This window comes from Bradyrhizobium tropiciagri (genome assembly GCF_018130545.1).
GTDB lineage: Bacteria > Pseudomonadota > Alphaproteobacteria > Rhizobiales > Xanthobacteraceae > Bradyrhizobium > Bradyrhizobium tropiciagri_A.
The window spans coordinates 545,035-567,287 of the sequence record NZ_JAFCKF010000004.1; the positions used below are offsets into that span (position 1 = coordinate 545,035).

Annotated in this window: 24 protein-coding genes; 18 read left to right on the plus strand and 6 right to left on the minus strand. The window is 64.8% G+C overall.

Features of this window, described 5'->3' with window-relative positions:
* Positions 1-13 precede the first annotated feature (13 nt).
* Genes JQ616_RS20255 through JQ616_RS20270 form a run of 4 tightly spaced genes read left to right on the plus strand, consistent with a single transcriptional unit; the run spans position 14 to position 3,416 of the window.
* Entirely contained in the window at positions 14-1,138 is a 1,125-nt protein-coding gene (locus JQ616_RS20255) for a methionine ABC transporter ATP-binding protein (protein WP_212017262.1), read from the plus strand.
* Complete coding sequence (locus JQ616_RS20260; protein WP_212017264.1) at positions 1,128-1,793, plus strand: methionine ABC transporter permease; 666 nt, start codon at positions 1,128-1,130, stop codon at positions 1,791-1,793. Before JQ616_RS20255 ends, JQ616_RS20260 begins: the two co-directional genes overlap by 11 nt.
* Positions 1,794-1,815: 22 nt before the next feature.
* A complete protein-coding gene (locus tag JQ616_RS20265; protein ID WP_212017266.1) occupies positions 1,816-2,610 on the plus strand; it encodes a MetQ/NlpA family ABC transporter substrate-binding protein in 795 nt (264 codons plus the stop codon).
* Between the two features lie 29 nt (positions 2,611-2,639).
* Positions 2,640-3,416 carry a MetQ/NlpA family ABC transporter substrate-binding protein gene (locus tag JQ616_RS20270; RefSeq protein WP_212017268.1) on the plus strand — a complete coding sequence of 259 codons (777 nt, stop codon included), beginning with the start codon at positions 2,640-2,642 and terminating at the stop codon, positions 3,414-3,416.
* A 41-nt stretch (positions 3,417-3,457) separates the two neighbouring features.
* Here the strand turns inward: JQ616_RS20270 and JQ616_RS20275 are convergent, their stop codons facing one another.
* Positions 3,458-4,858 carry an LLM class flavin-dependent oxidoreductase gene (locus JQ616_RS20275; RefSeq protein ID WP_212017270.1) on the minus strand — a complete coding sequence of 467 codons (1,401 nt, stop codon included), beginning with the start codon at positions 4,856-4,858 and terminating at the stop codon, positions 3,458-3,460.
* Positions 4,859-4,889: 31 nt separating this feature from the next.
* On the opposite strand from JQ616_RS20275, the gene JQ616_RS20280 reads away from it, so the two are divergent.
* The 4 genes from JQ616_RS20280 to JQ616_RS20295 all read left to right on the plus strand — a co-directional run bounded on the left by JQ616_RS20280 (position 4,890) and on the right by JQ616_RS20295 (position 8,358).
* Positions 4,890-5,042, plus strand: coding sequence for a hypothetical protein (locus tag JQ616_RS20280; RefSeq protein ID WP_212017272.1), 153 nt, complete (start codon positions 4,890-4,892; stop codon positions 5,040-5,042).
* 231 nt (positions 5,043-5,273) lie between these two features.
* Positions 5,274-6,599 carry an O-acetylhomoserine aminocarboxypropyltransferase/cysteine synthase family protein gene (locus JQ616_RS20285; protein WP_212017274.1) on the plus strand — a complete coding sequence of 442 codons (1,326 nt, stop codon included), beginning with the start codon at positions 5,274-5,276 and terminating at the stop codon, positions 6,597-6,599.
* A 33-nt stretch (positions 6,600-6,632) separates the two neighbouring features.
* The gene (locus JQ616_RS20290; RefSeq protein WP_212017277.1) at positions 6,633-7,430 is read left to right on the plus strand and encodes a MetQ/NlpA family ABC transporter substrate-binding protein; all 798 of its coding nucleotides are present in this window, start codon (positions 6,633-6,635) and stop codon (positions 7,428-7,430) included.
* 274 nt (positions 7,431-7,704) lie between these two features.
* Complete coding sequence (locus JQ616_RS20295) at positions 7,705-8,358, plus strand: TetR/AcrR family transcriptional regulator (protein WP_212017279.1); 654 nt, start codon at positions 7,705-7,707, stop codon at positions 8,356-8,358.
* 94 nt (positions 8,359-8,452) lie between these two features.
* Here JQ616_RS20295 and paaZ read toward each other — a convergent pair whose 3' ends face one another.
* Positions 8,453-10,480 carry a phenylacetic acid degradation bifunctional protein PaaZ gene (paaZ, locus tag JQ616_RS20300; RefSeq protein ID WP_212017281.1) on the minus strand — a complete coding sequence of 676 codons (2,028 nt, stop codon included), beginning with the start codon at positions 10,478-10,480 and terminating at the stop codon, positions 8,453-8,455.
* Positions 10,481-10,579: 99 nt separating this feature from the next.
* A complete protein-coding gene (gene paaG / locus JQ616_RS20305) occupies positions 10,580-11,371 on the minus strand; it encodes a 2-(1,2-epoxy-1,2-dihydrophenyl)acetyl-CoA isomerase PaaG (RefSeq protein ID WP_212017283.1) in 792 nt (263 codons plus the stop codon).
* Between the two features lie 388 nt (positions 11,372-11,759).
* Between paaG and JQ616_RS20310 the strand changes: the two genes are divergently transcribed.
* Positions 11,760-12,740, plus strand: a complete 981-nt coding sequence (locus JQ616_RS20310; RefSeq protein ID WP_212017285.1) for an AraC family transcriptional regulator — start codon at positions 11,760-11,762, stop codon at positions 12,738-12,740.
* A gap of 42 nt (positions 12,741-12,782) precedes the next feature.
* Here the strand turns inward: JQ616_RS20310 and JQ616_RS20315 are convergent, their stop codons facing one another.
* Complete coding sequence (locus JQ616_RS20315; RefSeq protein ID WP_212017286.1) at positions 12,783-13,175, minus strand: hypothetical protein; 393 nt, start codon at positions 13,173-13,175, stop codon at positions 12,783-12,785.
* Here JQ616_RS20315 and JQ616_RS20320 point away from each other — a divergent pair.
* The 6 genes from JQ616_RS20320 (at position 13,149) to JQ616_RS20345 (ending at position 17,830) form a co-directional block, all read left to right on the plus strand.
* Entirely contained in the window at positions 13,149-13,433 is a 285-nt protein-coding gene (locus JQ616_RS20320) for a hypothetical protein (protein ID WP_212017288.1), read from the plus strand. The two genes, JQ616_RS20315 and JQ616_RS20320, sit on opposite strands and share 27 nt — an antisense overlap.
* Positions 13,434-13,667: 234 nt before the next feature.
* Positions 13,668-14,789 (plus strand): branched-chain amino acid ABC transporter substrate-binding protein, encoded by a 1,122-nt coding sequence (locus tag JQ616_RS20325; RefSeq protein ID WP_212017290.1) that lies wholly within the window; start codon positions 13,668-13,670, stop codon positions 14,787-14,789.
* A 192-nt stretch (positions 14,790-14,981) separates the two neighbouring features.
* Positions 14,982-15,713, plus strand: a complete 732-nt coding sequence (locus JQ616_RS20330) for a hypothetical protein (protein ID WP_212017292.1) — start codon at positions 14,982-14,984, stop codon at positions 15,711-15,713.
* A 14-nt stretch (positions 15,714-15,727) separates the two neighbouring features.
* Complete coding sequence (locus JQ616_RS20335) at positions 15,728-16,018, plus strand: hypothetical protein (protein WP_212017294.1); 291 nt, start codon at positions 15,728-15,730, stop codon at positions 16,016-16,018.
* A gap of 161 nt (positions 16,019-16,179) precedes the next feature.
* Complete coding sequence (locus JQ616_RS20340) at positions 16,180-16,929, plus strand: alpha/beta fold hydrolase (RefSeq protein WP_212017295.1); 750 nt, start codon at positions 16,180-16,182, stop codon at positions 16,927-16,929.
* A 61-nt stretch (positions 16,930-16,990) separates the two neighbouring features.
* Complete coding sequence (locus tag JQ616_RS20345) at positions 16,991-17,830, plus strand: class I SAM-dependent methyltransferase (RefSeq protein WP_212017297.1); 840 nt, start codon at positions 16,991-16,993, stop codon at positions 17,828-17,830.
* 3 nt (positions 17,831-17,833) lie between these two features.
* Here the strand turns inward: JQ616_RS20345 and JQ616_RS20350 are convergent, their stop codons facing one another.
* Positions 17,834-18,412, minus strand: coding sequence for a TetR/AcrR family transcriptional regulator (locus JQ616_RS20350; protein ID WP_212017299.1), 579 nt, complete (start codon positions 18,410-18,412; stop codon positions 17,834-17,836).
* Between the two features lie 83 nt (positions 18,413-18,495).
* Here JQ616_RS20350 and JQ616_RS20355 point away from each other — a divergent pair, with 83 nt between their 5' ends.
* The gene (locus JQ616_RS20355; protein WP_212017301.1) at positions 18,496-18,810 is read left to right on the plus strand and encodes a monooxygenase; all 315 of its coding nucleotides are present in this window, start codon (positions 18,496-18,498) and stop codon (positions 18,808-18,810) included.
* Positions 18,811-18,815: 5 nt separating this feature from the next.
* Here the strand turns inward: JQ616_RS20355 and JQ616_RS20360 are convergent, their stop codons facing one another.
* The gene (locus JQ616_RS20360) at positions 18,816-19,946 is read right to left on the minus strand and encodes a hypothetical protein (protein WP_212017303.1); all 1,131 of its coding nucleotides are present in this window, start codon (positions 19,944-19,946) and stop codon (positions 18,816-18,818) included.
* 355 nt (positions 19,947-20,301) lie between these two features.
* Here JQ616_RS20360 and JQ616_RS20365 point away from each other — a divergent pair, with 355 nt between their 5' ends.
* Both JQ616_RS20365 and JQ616_RS20370 read left to right on the plus strand, forming a co-directional pair.
* The gene (locus JQ616_RS20365; RefSeq protein WP_212017305.1) at positions 20,302-21,348 is read left to right on the plus strand and encodes an aldo/keto reductase; all 1,047 of its coding nucleotides are present in this window, start codon (positions 20,302-20,304) and stop codon (positions 21,346-21,348) included.
* A complete protein-coding gene (locus JQ616_RS20370; RefSeq protein WP_212017307.1) occupies positions 21,345-22,199 on the plus strand; it encodes an amidohydrolase family protein in 855 nt (284 codons plus the stop codon). Before JQ616_RS20365 ends, JQ616_RS20370 begins: the two co-directional genes overlap by 4 nt.
* Positions 22,200-22,253 lie beyond the last annotated feature (54 nt).

Sequence of the window (22,253 nt, forward strand, 5' to 3'; positions counted from 1 at the left end):
TTGGACCGATTGAATGAATGTACATCAATCCATGACGACGGCGCAGCCTGTCGCGCCGCTGCCGTCGATATCGCGCGCATCGGATGCGAGCGATGCGATGATCCGCTTCGAGGGCGTATCGAAGGTCTATCCGGCCTATCGCGACAAGCCGAGCGTGCATGCCTTGCAGGCGATCGATTTCGCGATCGCGCGCGGCTCGATCACCGGCGTGATCGGCCGCTCCGGTGCGGGCAAGTCGAGCCTGGTTCGCCTCATCAACGGGCTTGAGAAGCCGTCGACCGGCCGCGTCGTCGTCGATGGCCGTGAGATTTCCGCACTGGCCGGCCGCGAGCTGCGCCTGGCGCAGCGCTCGATCGGCATGATCTTCCAGCATTTCAACCTGCTGTCGTCGCGAACGGCGGCGGACAACATCGCACTGCCGCTCGAAATCGCGGGCTGGTCCAGGGCCGACATTGCGGTTCGGGTGGAAGAACTGCTCGCGCTGGTCGGCATCGCCGACAAGTCCGGCCGCTATCCCTCCGAACTGTCCGGCGGCCAGAAGCAGCGCATCGGCATCGCGCGCGCGCTGGCGACGCGGCCGAACGTGCTGCTGTCCGATGAGGCGACCTCGGCGCTCGATCCGCAGACCACGCGCGCAATCCTGGATCTTCTGGCCAACATCAATCGCGAGCTCGGTGTCACGATCGTATTGATCACGCACGAGATGTCGGTTGTTCGCCAACTCGCCAAGGAGGTCGCGGTGATCGACGGCGGCCATGTCGTCGAACGCGGCCATGTCGCCGATATCTTCACGCATCCCCGGCATTCGGTCACGCAGGCGTTTCTGTCCGAGGTGATCGGGGACAGCGTTCCGGTCTCGCTGGCGAGCCGGCTGTCGCCGCAGCCGATTGTTAGCGGCAAGGCAGTCCTTCGCGTGCAGGTGCGTGGCACTGAGGCGGGCGACACGGTGGTGGCGCGTCTGTCGCGCGAGCTGTCCCATGATGTGGCGCTGCTGTCGGCCCGGATCGACGAGATCGGCGGCCAGCATATCGGCTCCCTGATCCTCGGCATTCCCGGTGGTGAAGCCACGGCGAAGCAAGCCCTGGCCTATCTGTCTCAGCATGACATTCTGGTGGAGCGTCTCGGCTATGTCGCGTGAACTCATCAACCTGATCGTTCAGGCCACCGGCGAGAGCCTGTTCATGGTCTCGGTCGCAGCACTGGTTGCGACCATATTGGGGCTGCCGCTTGGGATCTTCCTCGCCACCAGCCGGAAAGGCGAGTTGTTCGCCGCGCCGCCGGCCAACGGCATTCTCGGCGTGATCGTCAATGCCGCGCGCTCGACGCCGTTCATCATCCTGGTGGTCGCGATCATCCCGTTCACGCGCCTGATCGCCGGCACCTCGATCGGTTCGGGTGCGGCCATCGTGCCGCTGACCATTGCGGCGACGCCCTTCATCGCCCGCCTGGTCGAGGCGGCGATCCGCGAGGTCGATGGCGGCCTGATCGAGACGGCATCCTCATTCGGTGCAAGCCCGTTGCAGATCGTGTTCAAGGTCCTGATCCCGGAGGCGTTGCCGGGGCTGGTGCTGGCCTTGACGCTCGCCGTCGTCAGCCTGCTCGGCTACTCCGCGATGGTCGGGGCGGTCGGCGGCGGAGGTCTCGGCGATCTCGGTATTCGCTACGGCTATCAGCGCTTCATGCCTGAAATGATGCTGGCTGTCGTCGTCGTCCTGATCGCATTGGTGCAGACCGTGCAGACCGCCGGTGACTATCTGGCGCGCCGGGTCAACCGCCGGCTGCGCAATCGCTGATCCCAAAGCCATTCCCTGTTCCATGGAGACCAAGATGTTGTTTCGATCCTTTCTCGCGCTCACGAGCATCGTTGCGGTCTGGTCGACCGCGGCTGCGGCTGAAACGATCAAGATCGGCGTGACGCCCGGACCGCACGCGCAGATCCTCGAGGCCGTGAAGCCGATTGCGGCCAAGAGCGGGCTCGACCTCCAGCTCATCGAATTCTCCGACTATGTCGTGCCGAACGCCGCGCTCGACGCCGGCGACATCCAGGCCAATTCGTTTCAGAACCAGCCTTATCTCGACAACCAGAAGGCCGATCGTGGGTACAAGATCGAGCAGGTCGGACTGACGGTCAATTTTCCGATCGGCATCTATTCACGCAAGCACAAGAGCTGGGCCGACCTGCCTGAGGGAGCCAAGGTCTCGATTCCGAACGATCCCACCAATGGCGGCCGGGCGCTGCTCCTGCTGCGCGACAAGGGCGCGATCAAGCTGAAGAGCGATGTCGGGTTCAAGCCGACCGTCATCGACATCACCGACAATCCCAAGAAGCTGAAATTCATCGAGGTCGACGCCGCCCAGGCGCCCCGCGCCCTCGACGATGTCGATGCTGCCGTCATCAACACGAACTACGCGACGCAGGCCGGCCTCGATCCGGTCAAGGATCCTATCCTGCGCGAGGATCCGAAGGGGCCATACGTCAATCTGATCGCGGTTCGCTCCGCCGACAAGGACAAGCCGTGGGTCAAGATCCTGGTCGATAGCTACCGCTCGCCGGAGATCAAGGAATTCGTCCTGACCAAGTTCAAGGGCGCGGTGTTGCCGAGCTGGTAATCGCCGATCCAGCTATCGAGGACAGATTGATGCGTATCCTGACGATCGCGCTTGCCGTCGCGGCGCTTTTGACCGGCGCGGCAAGGGCCGACACCATCCGGGTCGGCGTCACGGCTGGGCCCCACGCCGAGATCCTTGATGTCGTGAAGAAGGTGGCCGCCGGCCGCGGGCTCGACATCAAGGTGGTCGAATTCACCGACTATGTGGTCCCGAACCAGGCGCTGGCGCTCGGAGATCTCGAGGCCAATTCGTTCCAGCACGAGCCTTACCTGAAGAACCAGCTCTCCAAGACCGGCTGGAAGATCGTCAAGGTCGCCAACACGATCGCCTCGCCGCAGGGCGTCTACTCCCTGAAGTACCGGAAGCTGGCCGATCTGCCTGACGGCGCACGGGTGGCGATCGCCAACGATCCGTCCAACGGCGCGCGCGGGTTGATGATCCTGGCGCTGCACGGCGTGATCAAGCTGAAGGACCCGAACAACGTCGCCTCGACCATCGCCGATATCACCGACAATCCGAAGCGGCTGCGCTTCGTCGAATTGGATGCTGCCCAGCTGCCGCGCGCGTTGCAGGACGTCGACCTGGTCTCGATCAACAACAATTATGCGGTTCAGGCCGGGCTCAATCCCGCGACCGATGCGATTGCCCGTGAGGCAGCTGACGGTCCCTGGGTCAACATCCTAGCCGTGCGTGAGGAGGACAAGGACAAGCCCTGGGTCAAGCAACTGACCGATGCCTATCACTCCGACGAGGTGAGGGCATTCCTCGAGAAGCGCTTCAACGGCACCTATATCGCAACCTGGTGACGGGCGTTACGCGCCCATCACCGAAACGGTTGCAAGCTATTCTATTCGGCGGCGTCTGCGCGCGTTGCCGAAGGGACGCGGCGGAAGCCGGCGCCGGGATGGGTGGCATCGAGATAGGGTCCGCGTCCGGGAAACAGCTTCTCGCGCAGCGTGCCGTCGCGATAGGCCGTCTTGTAGACCCCGCGTGATTGCAGTTCCGGCACAACCAGGTCGACGAACGTCGTCAGCGATTCCGGCGCGACCAGGCGGAACAGGTTGAAGCCGTCGACATCGGTTTCATCGACCCAGGCGATCAACTCGTCCGCCACGTCCTGCGGCGAGCCGACCACGAACGGCGACCGCGCGCCGACCCGGCTTAGCGTCGCGAGATCGCCGACCTTGATCGGCCGGTCGCTGCGCACCGTGAAATTCTCGACCATCGACTGGATCGCGTTGCTCTCGACATATTGCACCGCCTGGTCGGGCCGATATTTCGAGAAATCGATGCCGGTCCAACCCGAGAGCAAGGCGAGCTGCCCGGCCTGGTCGACATGCTCTGCGTAGTCCGCGAGCAGATCGTTGGCCTCGGCGCGCGTCGGTGCGACGACCACGGTCGCGCCGGCGAACATGCGGATGTCATAGGGATCGCGTCCGAAGTCCCGGGCCGCCTCCCTGATCTCGCGCACGGCGCGGGCGAGGATCGGCTTGGTTTGGCCGTTGAGGAAGATCGCCTCCGCGTGCCTGGCCGCAAAGGCGCGCCCGCGCTTTGAGGTTCCTGCCTGATAGAGCAGCGGCGTGCGCTGAGGCGACGGTTCGGCGAGATGGATGCCGTCGATCTGATAGTGACGCCCCTGATGCCGCACAGGATGGATCTTGGCCGGATCGGTGAAGATCCGCGCCGCGCGGTCGCGGCGGACGGCGCCGTCCTCCCAGCTGCCCTCCCACAGCTTGTAGCTCGCCGTGAGAAATTCTTCGGCCGCCTCATAGCGTTCGTCATGCGCGCGATTGGCCGCAAGGCCCATGCCGCGGGCACCGCTGTCGAGATAGCCGGTCACGATGTTCCAGCCGATCCGGCCACGCGAGAGATGATCGAGCGTCGAGAAGCGGCGGGCGAGCTGGTAGGGATGCTCGTAGGTGAGGTTGGACGTGATGCCGAAGCCGAGATGCTTTGTCGCGTGTGCCATGGCGGAGACGAGCAGGGTCGGCTCGGCGTTCGGCAGCTGAACGGCATGGCGTAGCGCGGTCTCGGGGCTGTCGCCATAGACGTCATAGATGCCGAACACGTCGGCCAGGAAGATGCCGTCGAGCAGGCCGCGTTCGGCCGTTCGTGCGTAGTCCACCCAATAATCGAGCGTGTTGTAGTCCAGCGAGGTGTCGCGCGGATGCGACCACAGGCCGGCCCAGTTGTGGCTCGGCGCCATCATGTTGAACGCGTTGAAGCGAAGCTCTTTCGGTCTGGTCATCGCGCAATTTCCGGCAATTGAGGACAGAGAGGTGATTTATCACGTCACCGGCGCGGCTTTATTTTCTATTCGGCGAAGCGGGATCAAAATCGTGCTCCGTCTCTCGTCCGGCGCAGCAGGGATTGGTTCGTTCGACGTCGCCGCATCGTTCGGAATGACCGGCATGTCCGGCATCGCGCGCTGATTTGCGAACGCGATCGGACGGAGGATGAGCGTGTCGCTGATCCGTCGGGCGCGCAGGCGTTGCGAAACAAATGCAACGCGAGCGGGGCGCGGGTCGAAAAATTCGCGACGCCATCGGACGTGCCGCCAGCACGCGCATCGCTATTTTCTCCGACGTCTCGACAGCCGCGGTGTCACTGCGCATCATTCGTTGCCTTTGATGCTGGGTCCACGGATTTCGGGAGATTTGGAAATGCCGATCGAAACCAAGAATGTCGAAACGCTCGCCTTGCATGGCGGTTCATATCGGTCGGACCCGGCGACGGGCGCCGTGGCGGTTCCGATCTATCAGACGACATCCTATCAGTTCGAGAGCACCGACCACGCATCACGGCTATTCGCGCTGGAGGCGCTTGGCCAGATCTACACCAGGATCAAGAACCCGACGGCTGACGCGTTCGAGGAGCGGCTGGCTGCGCTGGAGGGTGGCGTGGCTGCGCTGGCCGTGGCGTCGGGCCAGTCGGCGACGGCTTATGCGATCTTCAACATCGCCCAAGCTGGCGACAACATCGTCTCGTCGACCGATCTCTATGGCGGAACTTGGACGCTGCTGTCGCAGACACTGAAGCAGTTCGGCATCGAGGTACGTTTCGTCGATCCGGCCGATCCGGAGAATTTCCGCCGCGCCACCGATGCCAAGACCCGCGCCTACTTTGCCGAAACCTTGCCAAACCCCAAGCTCAACGTGTTCCCGATCCGGGAGGTTGCGGATATCGGGCGTTCGCTCGGCGTGCCGCTCATTCTCGACAACACGGCCGTGCCGCTGATCGCGCGCCCGTTCGATCACGGGGCGGCGATCGTGGTCTATTCCACCACGAAATATATCGGCGGCCACGGCACCTCGATCGGCGGTGCGATCATCGACGGCGGCAATTTCGACTGGGCGGCCCACGCCGAGCGCTTCCCGCTGCTGACGCAGCCGGACGATGCCTATCACGGCGCGATCTGGACCGACGCGGCCAAGCCGCTTGGACCGATCGCCTATATTCTCCGCGCGCGCGTAAAGCTGCTGCGCGATCTCGGTGCCGCGATCGCGCCCCAGAACGCATTCCAGTTCATCCAGGGGCTGGAGACGCTGCCGCTGCGGCTGCGCCAGCACAATGAGAACGCGATCAAGGTCGCGAACTTCCTGGCACGGCATCCCTCGATCTCGCATGTGATCTTCCCCGGGCTGCAAAGCGGGGAGAACCGGCGCCGCGCCGATCTCTATCTCAATGGTGGCTATGGGGCGCTGGTCGGCTTCGAGCTGAAGGGCGGCGTCGAGGCCGGCCGTCGCTTCATCGATGCGCTGAAACTGTTCTATCACGTCGCCAATATCGGCGATGCGCGGTCGCTGGCGATTCATCCGGCGTCGACCACCCATCAGCAGCTCAGCGCCGCGGAGCAGCTCGCGGCTGGCGTGACGCCCGGCTACATCAGGCTTTCGGTCGGCATCGAGCATCCCGACGACATCCTCGCCGACCTCACCCAGGCGTTGGCGCAGGCCGAGGCCGGCGGCAGCAGCCGCAAGGCGGCCTGATCGATCCCTGACAACGGAGTTGAAACCGAGACCATGAAGACATTGTTGCGCCTGGCGCAGGCGACCGGCGTGCTGCTTGCCATGACTGCGGCCGCTGTTGCCGACGAACCTCTCAAGATCGCGACCAGCGCGGGGCCAGTCGGTCAGCTGGCGGCGTTTGCCGCCAAGCTCGCCAAGGACAAGGGCCAGGACGTCAAGATCGTCGAGCTGTCGGACTGGGTCGCGCTGAACGAGGTGGTGAACAGCGGCGATGTCGACGCCAACCTGTTCCAGCATGGCACCTATCTCGCGATCCAGAACAAGCAGCGCGGCTTCAATTTGATCCAGGTCGACAAGGTCGGCGTGATCGCGCCGGTCGGGCTGTTCTCGAAGAAGATCAAGTCGCTCGACGAGATCAAGTCGGGCGACAGCGTCGCGATCCCGAACGAGCCGCTCAACGGTGCGCGGGGCCTGATCCTGCTTGAGCGCGCCGGGCTGATTAAGCTGGCGCCGGGCAAGGGCTTTTCGGTGAGCCGGTTCGACATCATCGAAAATCCCAAGAACCTGAAGGTCGTCGAGCTCGATCCGGCGCAGACCTACCGGTCGCTCGACGACGTCACGCTGGCGCTGGTCAACATCACCTATCTGATCCCGGCCGGCGGCGATCCGAAGTCGGCGCTGTTGATCGACCGCACGGTCGATGACGGCCTCGTGCTGCGCTTCACCGCGCGGCCGGACAAGAAGGATGATCCGCGCCTCAAGGCCTTCATCCAGGTCTTCAACTCGCCGGAGGTCAAGCGCTTCATCGAGGAGAAGCTGCCGGCGTTCATTCCGGCGGGCTTCAGCAGCTAGAGGCGTGTGGGGCGGGGGACGCGGCCAGGCCCTCAATGCGTCTGCATTGGGGGCCTTCGCTCGTCCTGGAGCGTTTTCAAGCGAAGTGGATACCGGTTCGCGCAAAGAAAACGCGTCAAACAAGAATTTGGGACCGCGAGACAGAGGCGCCATTCCAACTCAGCCATGGAATTCTCCGACCGGATGGTCAATAAATGATGGTTCGGATGCGGTTCGGTGCAAGCTGGACCGTGGTTCCAGAACTTTCACGGCCGGCTGGTGGAAACGGAACGACATGGCCCGATCGCGCGCCAAGGACTACGACGACAAGCGCCTCTCGATGCTGCACCGCTCAGCCGAGCTGTTTGCCGCCTCGGGATATGTCGGTACTTCGATGAACACAATCGCCGATGCCTGCGGGGTCTCGAAGGCGCTGCTGTACCACTATTATCCCGACAAGGAGGCGATCCTGTTCGATCTCCTGTCGTCGCATCTCGAGAAGCTGGTGGCGGCGGTCCGCAAGGCGAGCGCGTCCGCCGGCGATCCGACAGAGCGCTTCAGGACGATCGTTGCGACCCTGCTCGAGCTCTACCGACATGCCGACGCCGAGCATCAGGTGCAGATCGCAAGCCTCAGGCTGCTGCCGACGGAGAAGCAGCAGCCGCTGCTTGCGAGCGAGCGGATCCTGGTCGGGATCATGTCGGATGCGCTCGCCGCGGCGGTGCCGGCTGCGAAGCAGAAGCGCGTTCTCATGCCGCTGACGATGAGCGTCTTCGGCATGCTGAACTGGCATTATATGTGGTTCCGCGAGGGCGGGCCGATGACCCGCGCCGAATATGCCGACTTCGTCGCGCAGCTGGTGCTGGCTGGTGCGGAGGAAGCGGCCGCGACCCGGCCGCGCGGCAAGGCGAAGCCCGCCGGCCGAAGCCGTCAGGCTGCGTTGCTCTGAAGCAAGCCCCTAAAGCGCGATGACATCGCGCTTTAGCTCAATTTTCTAAGCATGATCTTTCGGAAAACCGCTTCGCACTTTTCCGGATCATGCTCTAAGCGCGCATCGCGTTCATCGTCAGCAGTTCATAGGTCGCCGCGGTCTCGCCGGTGCCGGTCGTGATCTCGACGTCCCAGCGCACTTCGCCATACTGCTTGTTGCGTGGCGTCTTCTCTTTCGCGGTTAGCCGCACCTGGATCTGCTCGCCCGGTTGGACCGGTTTCACGAAACGCAGGGTGTCGAGGCCGTAATTCGCGAGCACCGGGCCGTAGTCGGGATCGACGAACAGGCCCGCGGCGAACGACAGCAGCAGATAGCCATGCGCGACGCGGCCCGGGAAGAACGGGTGCCCCTTGGTCGCTTCCTCGTCCATGTGGGCGTAGAACGTGTCGCCGGTGAAATGCGCGAAATGCTCGATGTCGTCGAGCGTGATCTGCCGCGCCTTCGAGACCAGCGTGCGGCCGATCTCGAGATCATCGTAGTGATAGCGGAACGGGTGGAGGTCGCCTTCGAGCACCGGGCTGCCCTTGAACCAGCGGCCGGTGACGCCGCTCAGCATGCGCGGCGAGCCCTGCAACGCGGTGCGCTGCATGTAGTGCTGCAGGCTGCGGATGCCGCCGAGTTCCTCGCCGCCGCCGGCGCGGCCTGGGCCGCCGTGAACCATCTGCGGCATCGGCGAGCCGTGTCCGGTGTGCTCGGTCGCGCAGTCGCGGTCGATGATCGCGACGCGGCCGTGGAAACTGCTGATGCCGAACGCCAGTTCGGTCGCGGCCGGGATGTCGCGGGTGTAGACTGACGCGACCAGGCTGCCGCCGCCGCGGTTGGTCAGCGCGATGGCCTGGTCCAGATCGTCATAGCCCATCACGGTGCTAACCGGCCCGAACGCCTCGATCTCGTGCACTGCGGTCGCGGTGGCCGGCTTGGCGCAGTGCAGCAGCAGCGGCGGCACGAAGGCACCGCTCTTCGCGTTGGCATCGACCAGCTCGAAGTTGTCGGGATCGCCGGCCACGAGTTCGGCCTCGGTGCGAAGCCGGGCCACATGGGCAAGCACATCGCTGCGCTGGGCGAGACCGACCAGCGGTCCCATCCTGACCTTGTCGTTTGCGGGATTGCCGATCGTGACCTTTGCCAGTCGCTCGCGCAAAGCCGTGATCACGGCGTCGATCTGCGCCGCCGGCGCCAGTGCGCGGCGGATCGCAGTGCATTTCTGCCCGGCCTTGACTGTCATCTCCTTCGCGACCTCCTTGATGAAGAGGTCAAACTCCGGGCTTCCCGGCACCGCGTCCGGCGCGAGGATCGCGGCATTGAGTGAATCCCGCTCGGCGATGAACCGGACGGCTTCGCGCGCGATCACCGGATGGCGCTGCAGCTTCTGCGAGGTATCGGCCGAGCCCGTGAACGACACCACGTCCTGGCAGGTGAGGTGGTCGAACAGGTCGCCGGTCGATCCGACGATGAATTGCAGCACGCCTTCGGGCAGCACGCCGGATTCGGTGATCATCCGGACCAGCTCGTAGGTGACATAGGAGGTGACGGTCGCGGGCTTGGTGACGACGGGAACGCCAGCGAGCAGCGCCGGCGCCAGCTTCTCCAGCATGCCCCAGCACGGGAAGTTGAATGCGTTGATGTGCACGGCGACGCCGTGCAGCGGCGTCACGATATGCTGGCCGGCGAACGCTCCGCCCTTGGAGAGCCCTTCGACATTGCCGTCGATCAGGAATTTGGTGTTCGGAAGCTCGCGGCGGCCCTTGCTGGCATAGGCGAACAGCGTGCCGATGCCGCCGTCGACGTCGATCATCGCGTCGGTGCGGGTCGCGCCCGCATGCAGCGATAGTTTGTAGAGCCGGTCCTTGTGTTGGCTCAGGGTGTCGGCCAGCGCCTTCAGCAAGCCCGCGCGCTGGTGGAACGACAGTTTGCGGAGATTCTTGCCGCCGACCGTGCGGCCATAGGCGAGGATCTCGCGCATGTCGAGATCGCTCCTGGTCGTGAGCGCCACCACGTCGCCGGTCACGGCACTGTGGATCTCGGCCGCCGGTTCGCCGGCACCGCTCCACTTTCCACGGACGAAGCTGTCGAGTTTCATGACGGTGTCCGTGCCGCTGGATTGAGGCTGTGTCATCGAACTTGAACCCTCTGACTTGTGATCAATGATGCGTCTCGCCTCGCCGGCGGAACGTTCAATCTAGACGCGTCCGGTGAACAGCGGCGCGCGCTTTTCAAGAAAGGCAGTCACGCCTTCGGCGTAGTCGGCCGACCGGCCCGCACGTCCTTGCAGGTCGCGCTCGAGCTCGAGTTGCGCGTCCAGCGTGCTGGTCTCGGAGGCATCGAGCGCCTGCTTGATCAAGGCGAGACCGTCGGTCGGCTGCGTTGCAAGCGAGGCGGCGAGGGCGTTGGCCTCGGTCATCAGGTCGGCATCCTCGACGACCTTCCAGATCATGCCCCAGGATTCCGCGCGTTCCGCGGAGACCGGTTCGGCCAGCATGGTCAAGGCGCGGGCCCGCGCTCCGCCGACGAGCCGCGGCAAGAACCAGGTGCCGCCGGAGTCAGGGACGAGGCCGAGCTTCGCGAAGGCCTGAATGAACTTGGCCGACCGTGCGGCGATTACGATATCGCAGGCAAGCGCCACGTTCGCACCGGCACCCGCAGCGACGCCGTTGACGGCGCACACGACCGGCATCGGAAGGCTGCGCAGCTTGCGCACCAGCGGGTTGTAGAATTTTTCGATCGGCGCGGAGAGGTCAGGCGTCTCGCCCGGCGTGAACACGCCGTCCGAGAGATCCTGCCCGGCGCAGAATCCGCGTCCCGCTCCGGTCAGGACCAGCGCGCGACACGACTTGTCCTGTTCCGCCGCGACCAACGCGGCCATCAACGCGGTGTGCAGATCTGCGCTGAACGAATTCAGGCGGTCGGGCCGGTTGAGCGTCAGGATGCGATATCCGGCGTGGATATCGGTCAACACCAGATCGTTGGCCATGATTACCTCCCGTTGCGGCTTCTGATGACCGCAGGTCGCACGACCTGCGCCTGAAATACTATTGACCGTCCGGTCAGTCAATTATAATTATCCGTGCCGCGGTGTGGACGGCGTCTTCGGGCCTATCGGAGCGAGAGCAATTTTAGTCCCGATCGCGAATTCGGGCGCGACAAACCCACATCAAGATCGAAGCAATTTCGCTCGCAGCATCAGACCGCGTATTTGAGATCCTTATGCGCGACGCTTGACACTTGTCAGATCGAGCTATCGGCGGAACCCGGGAAAGGTTCACGTTTACAACCGCGCTGCATGGCCACCATGACCGGTGAGTGCTGCCACAAATCGGCCTTATATGACCGGCGATTTCCGCCGCCATGAGGGCGAGCCGATGACAATGCAGTCAGGCGATATGACAGGCTTCCGGTTTTCGACCGCGCACTTCGGCGCGCGAGACCGCCTGCCGATCTTCCGCGAGCAGATCGGGCGGATGATCGTGAAGCTCGATCCGGAGCCGCTCGACGACGGCGCGTTCCATGCCGAAGCGAGTGTGCGCGAGCTGCAGGGGCTCGGTATCGGATCCTGGGCGTGCAGCAATCTCAAGATCGCGCGACCGCGAGAACTGCTCGACGGCAATGACGACCTCGTGCTGACGATCATTACGAGCGGCAACGTGCGGGCGTCGCAGCGTGGCCGCGACATCGAGCTTAGCCCGGGTCAGGCCGTGCTGCAGTCGAGCGCGGAAGCCGGCGACATGGTGGTCCCGCTGGCGCCGAGCCGCTTCGTCGGCCTCAGGCTGCCGCGCAAGGCGCTCGCCTCGCTGGTTCACGATCCCGAAGACATGCTGATCCGCCTGCTGCCGGCGAACACCGAAGCGATTCGGCTGCTTGCGCTCTACATCAGGGAGCTCGACGACAGCTACCAGCTGTCGACGCCTGAGCTGCGGGACGCGGTCGTCAAGCATCTGACCGATCTCGGTGCGCTGATCATCGGCGCCAATCGCGATGCGGCGGTCGCCGCGGAAGATGGCGGGGTGGCGGCGGCGCGGCTTGCCGCGGTCAAGGCCGACATTAATGACAATCTCAGCTACGGCGACCTTACGCTGCCGGCGGTGGCGGCGCGGCTGAAGCTGACGCCGCGCCATATCCAGCGGCTGTTCGAGAGCGCGGGCTCGACATTCTCGGAATTCGTGCTCGGCCAGCGTCTGGCGCGCGCGCATCACTTGCTGACCGATCCGCGCCACAGCCGCAGCACCATCGGCACGATTGCGTTTGAAGTCGGGTTCGGTGATCTCTCCTACTTCAACCGCACCTTCCGCCGGCATTACGGCGCGACGCCATCGGATATCCGCGCGGTGCCGCGGCGCTCCTGACCGAACGTCGCTCCTCTCGACCGCAGTCGCGCGGTGCGTGGCCTACGGCTCGCCGCAACCAGGTACTCGCCGGATCTGTTCGATCAGCCGCCGCTGACGCTCGGCGGACAGCACAGGCTCGTTCGCGCACATCAACATCGCGACGCACGCGGCCTCCGGTTCGGCAGGCCAGGCGATGCTGCCGTCGATCGCGCCGTCGCATTTGAGGTAGGCGTTTTTCGCATCCCAGCGGATCGCGCTTTCGGGCGCGGGTGCCGCAGCGGCCGTCGCGATCAGTGCCGCTCCAATCAACAGGTGTGATCGGGATATCCGCCGATATGATTCACCAACGATGTCCGCGGCTACTATTACACCTTCATGGCGGGGCCGGGCCACGTCGATGTCGAGCTCGCCTTCAAGGAGATGGGCGTGTTCGGCCGTCCGCTGCCGCAGCATCTCAACTTCGACTTCTGGAATGCGGATGGCGTTCGGCTGTCCCACATCGAAGTTCTGTCTCAGGGCGCGGTCGCTCACCGGCACACCGATGCCGATCTGCCGGCGCGCCAGAGAATCAATCTGGCGGTCTCGACGCAATGGGGCGCGATCAAGGTCGGCGGCTACTACGAGATCGAGCTGAAGGGTGCGGTCGAGGCGGCGGCGCCGGTCGGCGCCGGCGTTAAGCCGGCCGAGCCCGAGCCGCCGGTGCGGCCGTGATCGGACAACCACCAGCTACGTGCTGTCGCGCACACAGAATGATTGCAGGTGTCAATGCACGGCAACGTGTTTCACATTGTTGCCCAATGTCGCATATGTCCAATCCCCCGTCGCCCCAGTCCGAGCCTGCTTGCCATCGCGCGCATAAAAGGCAGCCCCCGGTGATCGTCGCAGCCGGCGACCTGAGTCGATTGCGATGCATTGAGGCGACTTGAGACCATCGAGGAGAATGAGATGAAGTTTGCACTTCGAGGATATTGTCTTGCGCTCGGCGCGAGCCTGGCCTTGTCCAGCGCAGCCATGGCACAGGATATCAGTGTTGCCGTGGTTGGGCCGATGACCGGCTCCGAGGCGAGCTTCGGCCAGCAGTTCAAGAACGGCGCCGATCTCGCCATTGCCGACATCAACGCTGCGGGCGGCGTGCTCGGCAAGAAGCTGAAGCTGGAAGTCGGTGACGACGCCTGCGATCCGAAGCAGGCGGTGTCGGTTGCCGAGAAGATGGCGGGCGCGAAGATTCCGTTCGTCGTCGGGCACTTCTGCTCGTCGACGTCGATCCCCGCCTCGGACGCGTATGCCGAAGGCAACGTGCTGGAGATCACGCCCGGCTCGACCAATCCGCTGTTCACCGAGCGCGGGCTGTGGAACACGTTCCGCGTCTGCGGCCGGGACGACCAGCAGGGAATGGTCGCAGCCGCCTATATCATCAAGAACTACAAGACCAAGAACGTCGCGATCATCCACGACAAGACGACCTATGGCAAAGGCCTGGCCGACGAGACCAAGAACGCCATCAACGCGGCGGGCGTGAAAGAGAAGCTCTATGAGGCCTACACCAAGGGCGACAAGGATTTTGCCGCGCTGGTGTCCCGCTTCAAGAAGGAAAGCATCGATTTCGTCTATGTCGGCGGCTACTACGCCGAAGCCGCGCTGATCCTGCGCCAGATGCGCGAGCAGGGCGTCAATGCCGTGCTGATGGGCGGCGACGCCCTGGTCGACAAGCAGTTCGCCGCGATCGCAGGTCCCCTTGCCGAGGGCTCGCTGTTCACCTTCTCGCCCGATCCGCGCAAGAAGGTGACCGCGGCCGCGACCTTGAAGAAGTTCAAGGACAAGGGCATCGATCCGGACGGCTATACGCTCTACAGCTATGCCGCGTTCCAGATCTGGAGCCAGGCCGCCACCCGCGCCCAGACCACGGATGCCAAGAAGGTCGCCGCTGCCATCAAGGCCGGAAGCTGGGACACTGTGCTCGGCAACATCAGCTACACGCCGAAGGGTGACATCACGCTGATCGACTACGTCGTGTACCGCCGCGACAAGGACGGCAACTACGCCGAGCTGCCGGCCGCCGGCCAATGATCGCTGGCCGCGACATCGGCTCACCTCCCTGATCGATGTCGCGGCTATGCCGGCTCACAGCGCCAACGGACCAACCCTCTGCCAGTCCCGGAGGTGTTGGCGCTGTGACGCCAGGCGAGACCACTACCGATTGATTTATCCAACGACGGCCATCGCCGGACATCGTTCGAAGGCAACGGAAGAGAGCAACACGTGTCTGACATGAGTCTGAGCAATGGCGGCGGTCGTTCTGGCGAATGGCGCGCCGCTGGGCAATCTCAAGGATCGCCTCAAGGGCCGTCGCATTCTTATCCGCTGCTGGTGCGCGATCACGGTCTCGGCACTGCGCTGAAGCTGTTGCTCGAGACCCTGCCCTATGCGCTGGCGCGATGGGGAGTGTTGCTCGGCTTTGCCGCGGCGTGCGCGATCTGGGCCTTCGTCGCCGTGGGCGGCGCGGTGTGGCTCGGCACCCACGTTGCCAGCGTGTTCGGCTATTGCTGGCTGCTTGGCATCCTGCTGCTCGGCGGATGGATCTGGGGCGCCGTCCTGCGCTACACGCTGCACATGATCGCCTGCGGCCATGTCGCCGTGCTGACCGAGCTGATCACGCATGGCCGTATCGGCAACGGCAGCGAGGGGCAGTTTGCCTATGGCCGCCGGATCGTGATGGACCGCTTCGGCGAGGTCGCGGTGTTGTTCGGACTTGGTGCGCTGATCCGCGCCGTGCTCCGCGCGTTCCACAATGCGCTTGATTCGCTTGGCGAATGGCTGCCGGCGCCCGGCATGAAGGCGATCGTCGGCCTGCTCAACACCATCCTGTTGGCCGCGACCCGCTATCTGGACAAGGTGGTGCTGTCCTACGATCTGGCGCGCGGCGGCGACGATCCAGGCGCAACATCAGGGATGGCCTGGTCTATTATTGCCAGAACGCCAAGCCGATCCTGACGACGTCGGTCTGGATGGTCATCGTCGAGCGGATCCTGAGCGTCCTGCTCTGCCTGCTGCTGCTGGTCCCCGCAGGCGTGGTGACGGTCTGGCTGCCGGAGGCGGTCAGGGAATATGGCGCCGTGGTCACCGTGTTCATCGCGGCCCTGCTGGCGGTCACGGTGCGTGCGGCCTTCATCCAGCCGCTGTTCTTGATCTGCATGATGATCCGCTTCCACGCGCTGATCGAGAGCCAGCCGATCAATTCGACCTGGGTCGGCTATCTCGACAAGCTGTCCGACAAGTTCCGGCAGATCGCACGCTGAGGTCGGCGGAGCGCGGGCGCGCCGAGCTGATGCTGATCGAATTTCGCAACGGAGATTTCTGGTGACCGATATCACGCTCGACAATGCCGGTGTCAGGCTTGCCGCTTCGGTTGACGGCCCGGTGGACGGTGAACCGATCCTGTTCCTGCACGGATTTGTCGTTGAGCCGGGACACATGGCAGGAGATCAGCAACCGGCTCAGGGACCGATATCGGATATGGACTCTGGATTTCCGGGGACATGGCCACTCGGACCGGGCCGCAAGTTACGCGCTCGCCGACTATGTGTCGGACGCGCAGGCTGCGTTGGCCGCAATCGGGCGCCCGGCGGTGATCGTCGGGCACTCGCTCGGCGGCTGCGTTGCCGGTGTGCTGGCGCAGCGGGGCGATGGCAATGTGCGCGCCGCCTTGCTCGAGGATCCACCGTGGTATCTCGGGCAACCCGGCGAGTGGGAGAAGTCGGCTTTCCCAAAGCTGTTTTCGATCGTCAGCGCGCGTCAGGCCGCGTGGCAGCAGGCGGGCGCGCCGCTGGGCACCTATCTTGCGTTCCTTGCCGACTCGCCGACTCCGATGGGTGGGATCGGCCGCGATCATTTCGGTGTCCGTCATCTGCTAAGCCACGCCTCGGCGCTGCAACGGCAGGACGGGCGCTGCTGGGCGGACGGCAACGTTGCGGGCTCGGTTCTTGCGGCGATTCCGACCGAGCGGGAATTTCTGTGCCCGGTGAGGATTGTTCAGGCCGATCCCGGATGTGGGGCCGCCTTTCTCAAAGACCACGATGCGCGCCTCGCGCAAGCTAATCCGCGTGCCGACATCGTTCGCTATGACGGCTGCGGCCATTCACCCCATCGCGCCATCGCGTTCGAGCAGCGCTTCGCGGCGGATCTGCAAGCGTTCTTGTCGAGCCTGTAGTCGCGGCGAGCAGGGGCGCAATCCGGCACCTGACAATCATAAATCGAAGGCGGGTACACCCATGCAAGAGACGTCGGGCTACGATCCGAACTACGTGATGGGACGCTCGACCGCGGAGACCGACCGGCTCAAGCGACAGTCGCAGCTCTACGATGCGTCGACATGGCAGGTCCTGAGAGAGGCCGGGATCACGCACGGCATGAAGGTGCTCGATGTCGGAAGCGGAGCCGGCAACGTCTCCTTCATTGCCGCAGGCCTGGTCGGGAAGGGCGGGGCGGTCGTCGGCGTTGACAGTAATCCCGCCATCGTCGCGGAGGCCGCGAGCACGGCGCGCGCACTCGGCCTGAGCCAGGTCTCGTTCCGGGTCGGCGACATCGCCGCGATCGAACTGGAGCACGATTTCGACGCGGTCGTCGGCCGGCTGGTGCTGATCTATGTCAGGGATCCCGCGGCGCTGCTTCGGCAGCTGCTCGGGCACGTCAAGCCTGGCGGCGTCGTGGCGTTTCAGGACCTCGACTGGGGCGAGGGGCCGATTGCCAATCCGCCGTCGCCGCTGCTGTCGCAGGCCTGGGGCACTGTGAAAGAGATGTTCACCCGGGCGGGGCTGAACGACCGGATGGGATTGTCGTTGCACGGCGCCTTGGTGGCGGCCGGACTTCCCGCGCCCCGCATGAGCCTGTTCGCGCCGGCCGGAGGCGGGACGGATTTCGATGGCTACGACTACATGGCGAGCGGCCTGCGCAGCAACATGCCGCACATCGTCGAGCTCGGCGTCGCCACCGAAGCCGAGCTGGCGCTGGACAGTTTTGCCGACCGCCTGCGCACCGAGGTGGTTGCCGTGAATGGCGTGTTTGCGCTGCCGACCTTTGTCGGCGCTTGGTCGCGCAAGCCGCCGGGTTGAAGCTCAGCGAGGGCCGGCCACCGCCTCGATGAACGTCGCGGCCAGATCCCGCAACTGCTTGCGACTGTAGCCGGCGCGCTCCATCACGGCCAGTCCGCGCGTGAACGTCACGATGACGCGCGCCAGCCGGGTCGCATCGGCCGCGCTTCGCTTGTCCGGCGCCGTGCCGATGGCCTTGCTGATCAACTGTTCGAGCTGTGTGAGCACGCCCTGCACGCGCTGACGCACATCCGCGCTTGAGATCGCCGCATCGAGCGCGGTGCGCGTGGTCAGGCAGCCGCGCGGCGGCGAACCATCGGTCATGTTGACGATGATCATGTCGAAGAAGGTCCTGAGCCCGGTCGCCGCGTCGTCCTGCGCCAGTGCGTTGCCGGCCGCTTCCAGGAATTGCTCGGCATAGCGATCGAAGGCGCGCAGGAAGATCGCTTCCTTGTCGCCATAGGCGTTGTAGAGGCTGCCGCGCTGCACGCCGGTGGCCGCCGCAAGATCCTGCATGGTCGCGTCGTGCAGGCCCTTGCGCCAGAACACGTCCAGCGCGGTTGCGACCACCTCGTCCTCGTCAAACTGACGTACGCCGACCATGTCTGCTCGCTCCACCCATCATTCTTGACATTATCGTCAAGATTGACAATCATGTCAAGAATGGAGCTTTTCAGGAGGTTCGAATGATCACCGCCGTCACCACGTTCAGATTGCCCAAGCCGCTCACGCGCGAGGAAGCGCGCAGCATCTTCCGGAGCACCGCGCCGCTCTATCGCGGCGTGCCGGGACTGTTTCGCAAGACCTATGTGCTGTCCGAGGACGGCATGACCGCCGGCGGGATTTATTTCTGGAGCTCGAGGGAGGGAGCGGAGGCGCTGTACACCGATGCGTGGCGCGCCCGCGCCCGCGATAAGTACGGCGCCGATCCGACGGTCACCTATTTCGAGAGCCCGGTAGTGGTCGACAATGTTGCCGAGCAAACTCTTTCCGACGCCTAGCGGCATCACAGGGCATTGAGTGCCCTGCGCGACGGAGCGAGCGGCAGCCACCGCGGAATCCGCCGCTTGGCGAGCCAATATGGCCGCCAGATCGCGCGCCAGGTCGGGCGGTCAAGGGCTGCGTCGCCCCATTTGCGCGGCTCCATGTCGATCCGCAACAGGTCGTGCGCATGCAGCCATTGGCGCGCGGCCCACCAAACCTCGCGTCGCACGGGGGTGTTTCGGATACCTCTGAGCTCGGCGATGCCGGGCAATGGGTCGTCAAACCGGACCGCTACCCTGAGGGTGGCGATGCGTTGCCCGGATCGCTTGACGCTCCAGAGCCGCGAGCGATTGTGTGCGAGGTTGGGGCCGTAGGTGCGCAGGCAATTCTGCATGGCCTCCGCCTCCTCGGAGATATCCGTGGTCGAGTTCAGCGGGACGAAGTCGTAGCCGTCAACGCGGCCCGGCTGCAGCCACATGTCCGCGATCTCCTGCAAGCCGAGGCTGACATGCAGGGCGATCATCGTATGCCACGCGTCGGCGGCCACGAGCGCCGCCTCCATCCTCATGCCCGGCGTCCATCTCCGGTCGATCAGCGTATGCCCCAGCGTGGTCGGTCGGGTGGAGAACCACGCCCACAGGCTGAGGAGCCGCAATCGCTCAGGATCGGTCCGTGGCGGCGCTCGGACCAGCTCGCGCGCGATCCAGACGGCCGCCGGCCCATGTGCGAGTTCAGCAACGGTAGCGACGGATTTGAGCCAGATCGGCGCGAGCCTCGGCAATTGCGGCAGATGGTTCGCGATCTGTCGGCGAAACAGTTCGTCATCGGGTAGCCCCGTGATCGGGCGCGTGAACGCTTCCGGCGGCAATTTGCGCAGCCACAGCGGTACGCCCGCCGCAGCGGCCGCCTCAGCGAGGGACTGGCCATGGATGACGCATGCGCGTGCGCGCGCAGGCTCGAGCCCCGCTTGCGGGACGGCCAGTGCAACGAGAAGCCCAGGAAAGCTTGCGGCCAGGTCCGCAAGACGCGTGTGCCGCATGGCCAGCGCGCGAACCTTTCCCTGAACATGCGGATGATATCTCCGCAGCTGCCGTTCGAGCAGCGCGGAGCGTGTGGCCTCCCGACGAGAGGCCACCAGAAGCGTCGATGTCATGACAATAGTTCCGCGAGCGCGGAGCCGGAGATCCGAGGTCGGTTCAATTACGTGTGGGTGTCAGGATTTCACCCGGGATCCAATCCCGGGACGCGCGTCAAATGTCGCGCGGCGAACCCGGGAAGCGCACAGACCTGAACATTCGTCGCCTCCTGCATTGAAGTTGCGGAGCGCTCCCATAGCTCATTTCCGGTCGATAGGCAACGTGAAGTTGTCCATCGCGCTTCGGCGACGTGGCGTGTGTGCGATGAGGAGTCTGACCGCGCCGTTGGCGACCAAGTCTCTTCACGATCCCGGTCAACGACGCTAGTCTCGTGAGCGGGGCTAACAAGAAACGTACGGGTGCGAGACCGCAATGACCCAACAGCAATTCTCCGATCCAGGTTCCCCAATTCTACCGCGCCGCAAGCTCGGCCGCACCGGGCTCGATGTCTCCATTCTCGGCTTCGGCACCGCGCCGCTTGGCGACCTGTTCGCGCGGCTCGACGACAATGCGGCGATCGCGGCGGCGGAACGGGCGTTTGCGCTCGGGGTCAATCTGCTGGATTCCTCGCCGCTCTATGGCCACGGCCTCGCCGAGCATCGCAGCGGCACCGCGCTGCGCCGCGTCGCGCGCGACGATATTGTCGTCTGCACCAAGGTTGGGCGCTGGATGGACCCGTTCCGCGGCCGTGGCGATGGCTCGAATTTCGTCGGCGGCGCGCCGCATCGCGCGGTGGTCGATTATTCCTATGACGGCACGATGCGCTCGGTCGAGCAGTCATTGCTGCGGCTCGGCACCGATCGTATCGACCTGCTGCTGATCCACGACGTCGACGTCTGGACCCATGGTGCCGACGCCATCGAGGCGCGATTTCGCGAAGCCATGGAGGGCGCCTATGTCGCGCTGGACAAGCTCCGCACCGAGCGCGTGGTCAAGGGCATCGGGATCGGCGTCAACGAGGCCGATATGTGCGTGCGCTTCGCCAAGGCAGGCACGTTCGACACCATGCTGCTCGCCGGCCGCTACTCGCTGCTGGAGCAGCCGGCGCTGGCCGAATTCCTGCCGCTGGCAGAGAAGCAGGGCATCGGCATGATGCTCGGCGGCGTGTTCAACTCCGGCATCCTGGCGACCGGGGCGGTGGCCGGCGCCAAGTACAATTACAAGGATGCGCCGCCGGACGTGATGCAGAAGGTCGCCGCGCTCGAGCGCGTCTGTCGCGCCCATGGCGTGGCGTTGCCGACCGCCGCGTTGCATTTCGCGCTCGGCCATCCGGCGGTCGCGAGCCTCGTGCTCGGTGCGCAGACCCCCCAGGAGGTCGAGCGCAACGTCGCCGCCCTGTCGTCGCCGGTGCCTGCGGCATTGTGGAGCGATTTGAAAGCCGAGCGGCTGCTCGACCAGCATGCGCCGGTGCCGGCATGATGCGGATCGACGCCCATCAGCACATCTGGACCTTGGCGCGCGCCGACTATGGCTGGCTGACGCCGGAGCGCGGGCCGATCTACCGCGACTTCGGCCTGGCCGATCTCGCACCGCATCTTGCCGCCGCCGGGATCGACGGCACCATCCTGGTGCAGGCCGCACCGACCGCAGCCGAGACCGCATTCATGCTCGACGTCGCCAAGGGCGCCGAGCAGGTGCGCGGCGTGGTCGGCTGGATCGACTTCGATGTGCCCGATGCCGCGGCGCGCGTCGATGCCGTCGCCGGGCGCGAGCTGCTGGTCGGCCTGCGTCCGATGGTGCAGGACATCGCCGATGACGACTGGTTGTTGCGGCCGGAGCTGGCGGCGCCGCTCGAGGCCATGGTACGTCATGATCTGGTGTTCGACGCGCTGGTGCTGCCGCGCCATTTTCCGCGGCTCATCCAGCTGGTCGACCGGCATCCGGATCTGCAATTCGTGCTCGATCATTTCGGCAAGCCGCATCTCGCCACCGGCGACATCGCGAGCTGGAAGGACGACATCGCAAACCTGGCAACCCGATCCAACGTCGTCTGCAAGCTGTCGGGACTGGCAACGGAGGCGGCGGCGAACTGGCAGGTCAGGGATTTGCGCGAGGCCGTCGATCATGCACTGGCCTGCTTCGGACCGCAGCGGATGCTGTGGGGCAGCGACTGGCCCGTCGTCAATCTCGCCGGCGGCTATGCGCAATGGTTCGCCGCGGCCGAGACCTTGCTGGCTGATTTGTCAAGTGACGCGAAGGCTGCGATTTTCGGCGGCAATGCGGCGCGCATCTATTTGTCAAGCCGCGGGCGGCCGACATCCCTGAAATAGATTGCCGCCCGCGCCTCATTTGATCCACAGCGCGCCTTGATGAATCAATCCGGG

Coding starts and splice junctions, on each gene's coding strand:
- JQ616_RS20265 (WP_212017266.1), top strand. CDS start 1,816: ATGGAGACCAAGATGTTGTTTCGATCCTTTCTCGCGCTCACGAGCATC.
- JQ616_RS20295 (WP_212017279.1), top strand. CDS start 7,705: ATGGCCCGATCGCGCGCCAAGGACTACGACGACAAGCGCCTCTCGATG.
- JQ616_RS20260 (WP_212017264.1), top strand. CDS start 1,128: ATGTCGCGTGAACTCATCAACCTGATCGTTCAGGCCACCGGCGAGAGC.
- JQ616_RS20360 (WP_212017303.1), bottom strand. CDS start 19,946: ATGACATCGACGCTTCTGGTGGCCTCTCGTCGGGAGGCCACACGCTCC.
- JQ616_RS20335 (WP_212017294.1), top strand. CDS start 15,728: ATGGTCATCGTCGAGCGGATCCTGAGCGTCCTGCTCTGCCTGCTGCTG.
- JQ616_RS20310 (WP_212017285.1), top strand. CDS start 11,760: ATGACAATGCAGTCAGGCGATATGACAGGCTTCCGGTTTTCGACCGCG.
- JQ616_RS20285 (WP_212017274.1), top strand. CDS start 5,274: ATGCCGATCGAAACCAAGAATGTCGAAACGCTCGCCTTGCATGGCGGT.
- JQ616_RS20365 (WP_212017305.1), top strand. CDS start 20,302: ATGACCCAACAGCAATTCTCCGATCCAGGTTCCCCAATTCTACCGCGC.
- JQ616_RS20355 (WP_212017301.1), top strand. CDS start 18,496: ATGATCACCGCCGTCACCACGTTCAGATTGCCCAAGCCGCTCACGCGC.
- JQ616_RS20350 (WP_212017299.1), bottom strand. CDS start 18,412: ATGGTCGGCGTACGTCAGTTTGACGAGGACGAGGTGGTCGCAACCGCG.
- JQ616_RS20275 (WP_212017270.1), bottom strand. CDS start 4,858: ATGACCAGACCGAAAGAGCTTCGCTTCAACGCGTTCAACATGATGGCG.
- JQ616_RS20370 (WP_212017307.1), top strand. CDS start 21,345: ATGATGCGGATCGACGCCCATCAGCACATCTGGACCTTGGCGCGCGCC.
- JQ616_RS20315 (WP_212017286.1), bottom strand. CDS start 13,175: ATGCTGCGGCAGCGGACGGCCGAACACGCCCATCTCCTTGAAGGCGAG.
- JQ616_RS20345 (WP_212017297.1), top strand. CDS start 16,991: ATGCAAGAGACGTCGGGCTACGATCCGAACTACGTGATGGGACGCTCG.
- paaG (WP_212017283.1), bottom strand. CDS start 11,371: ATGGCCAACGATCTGGTGTTGACCGATATCCACGCCGGATATCGCATC.
- paaZ (WP_212017281.1), bottom strand. CDS start 10,480: ATGAAACTCGACAGCTTCGTCCGTGGAAAGTGGAGCGGTGCCGGCGAA.
- JQ616_RS20255 (WP_212017262.1), top strand. CDS start 14: ATGAATGTACATCAATCCATGACGACGGCGCAGCCTGTCGCGCCGCTG.
- JQ616_RS20290 (WP_212017277.1), top strand. CDS start 6,633: ATGAAGACATTGTTGCGCCTGGCGCAGGCGACCGGCGTGCTGCTTGCC.
- JQ616_RS20270 (WP_212017268.1), top strand. CDS start 2,640: ATGCGTATCCTGACGATCGCGCTTGCCGTCGCGGCGCTTTTGACCGGC.
- JQ616_RS20325 (WP_212017290.1), top strand. CDS start 13,668: ATGAAGTTTGCACTTCGAGGATATTGTCTTGCGCTCGGCGCGAGCCTG.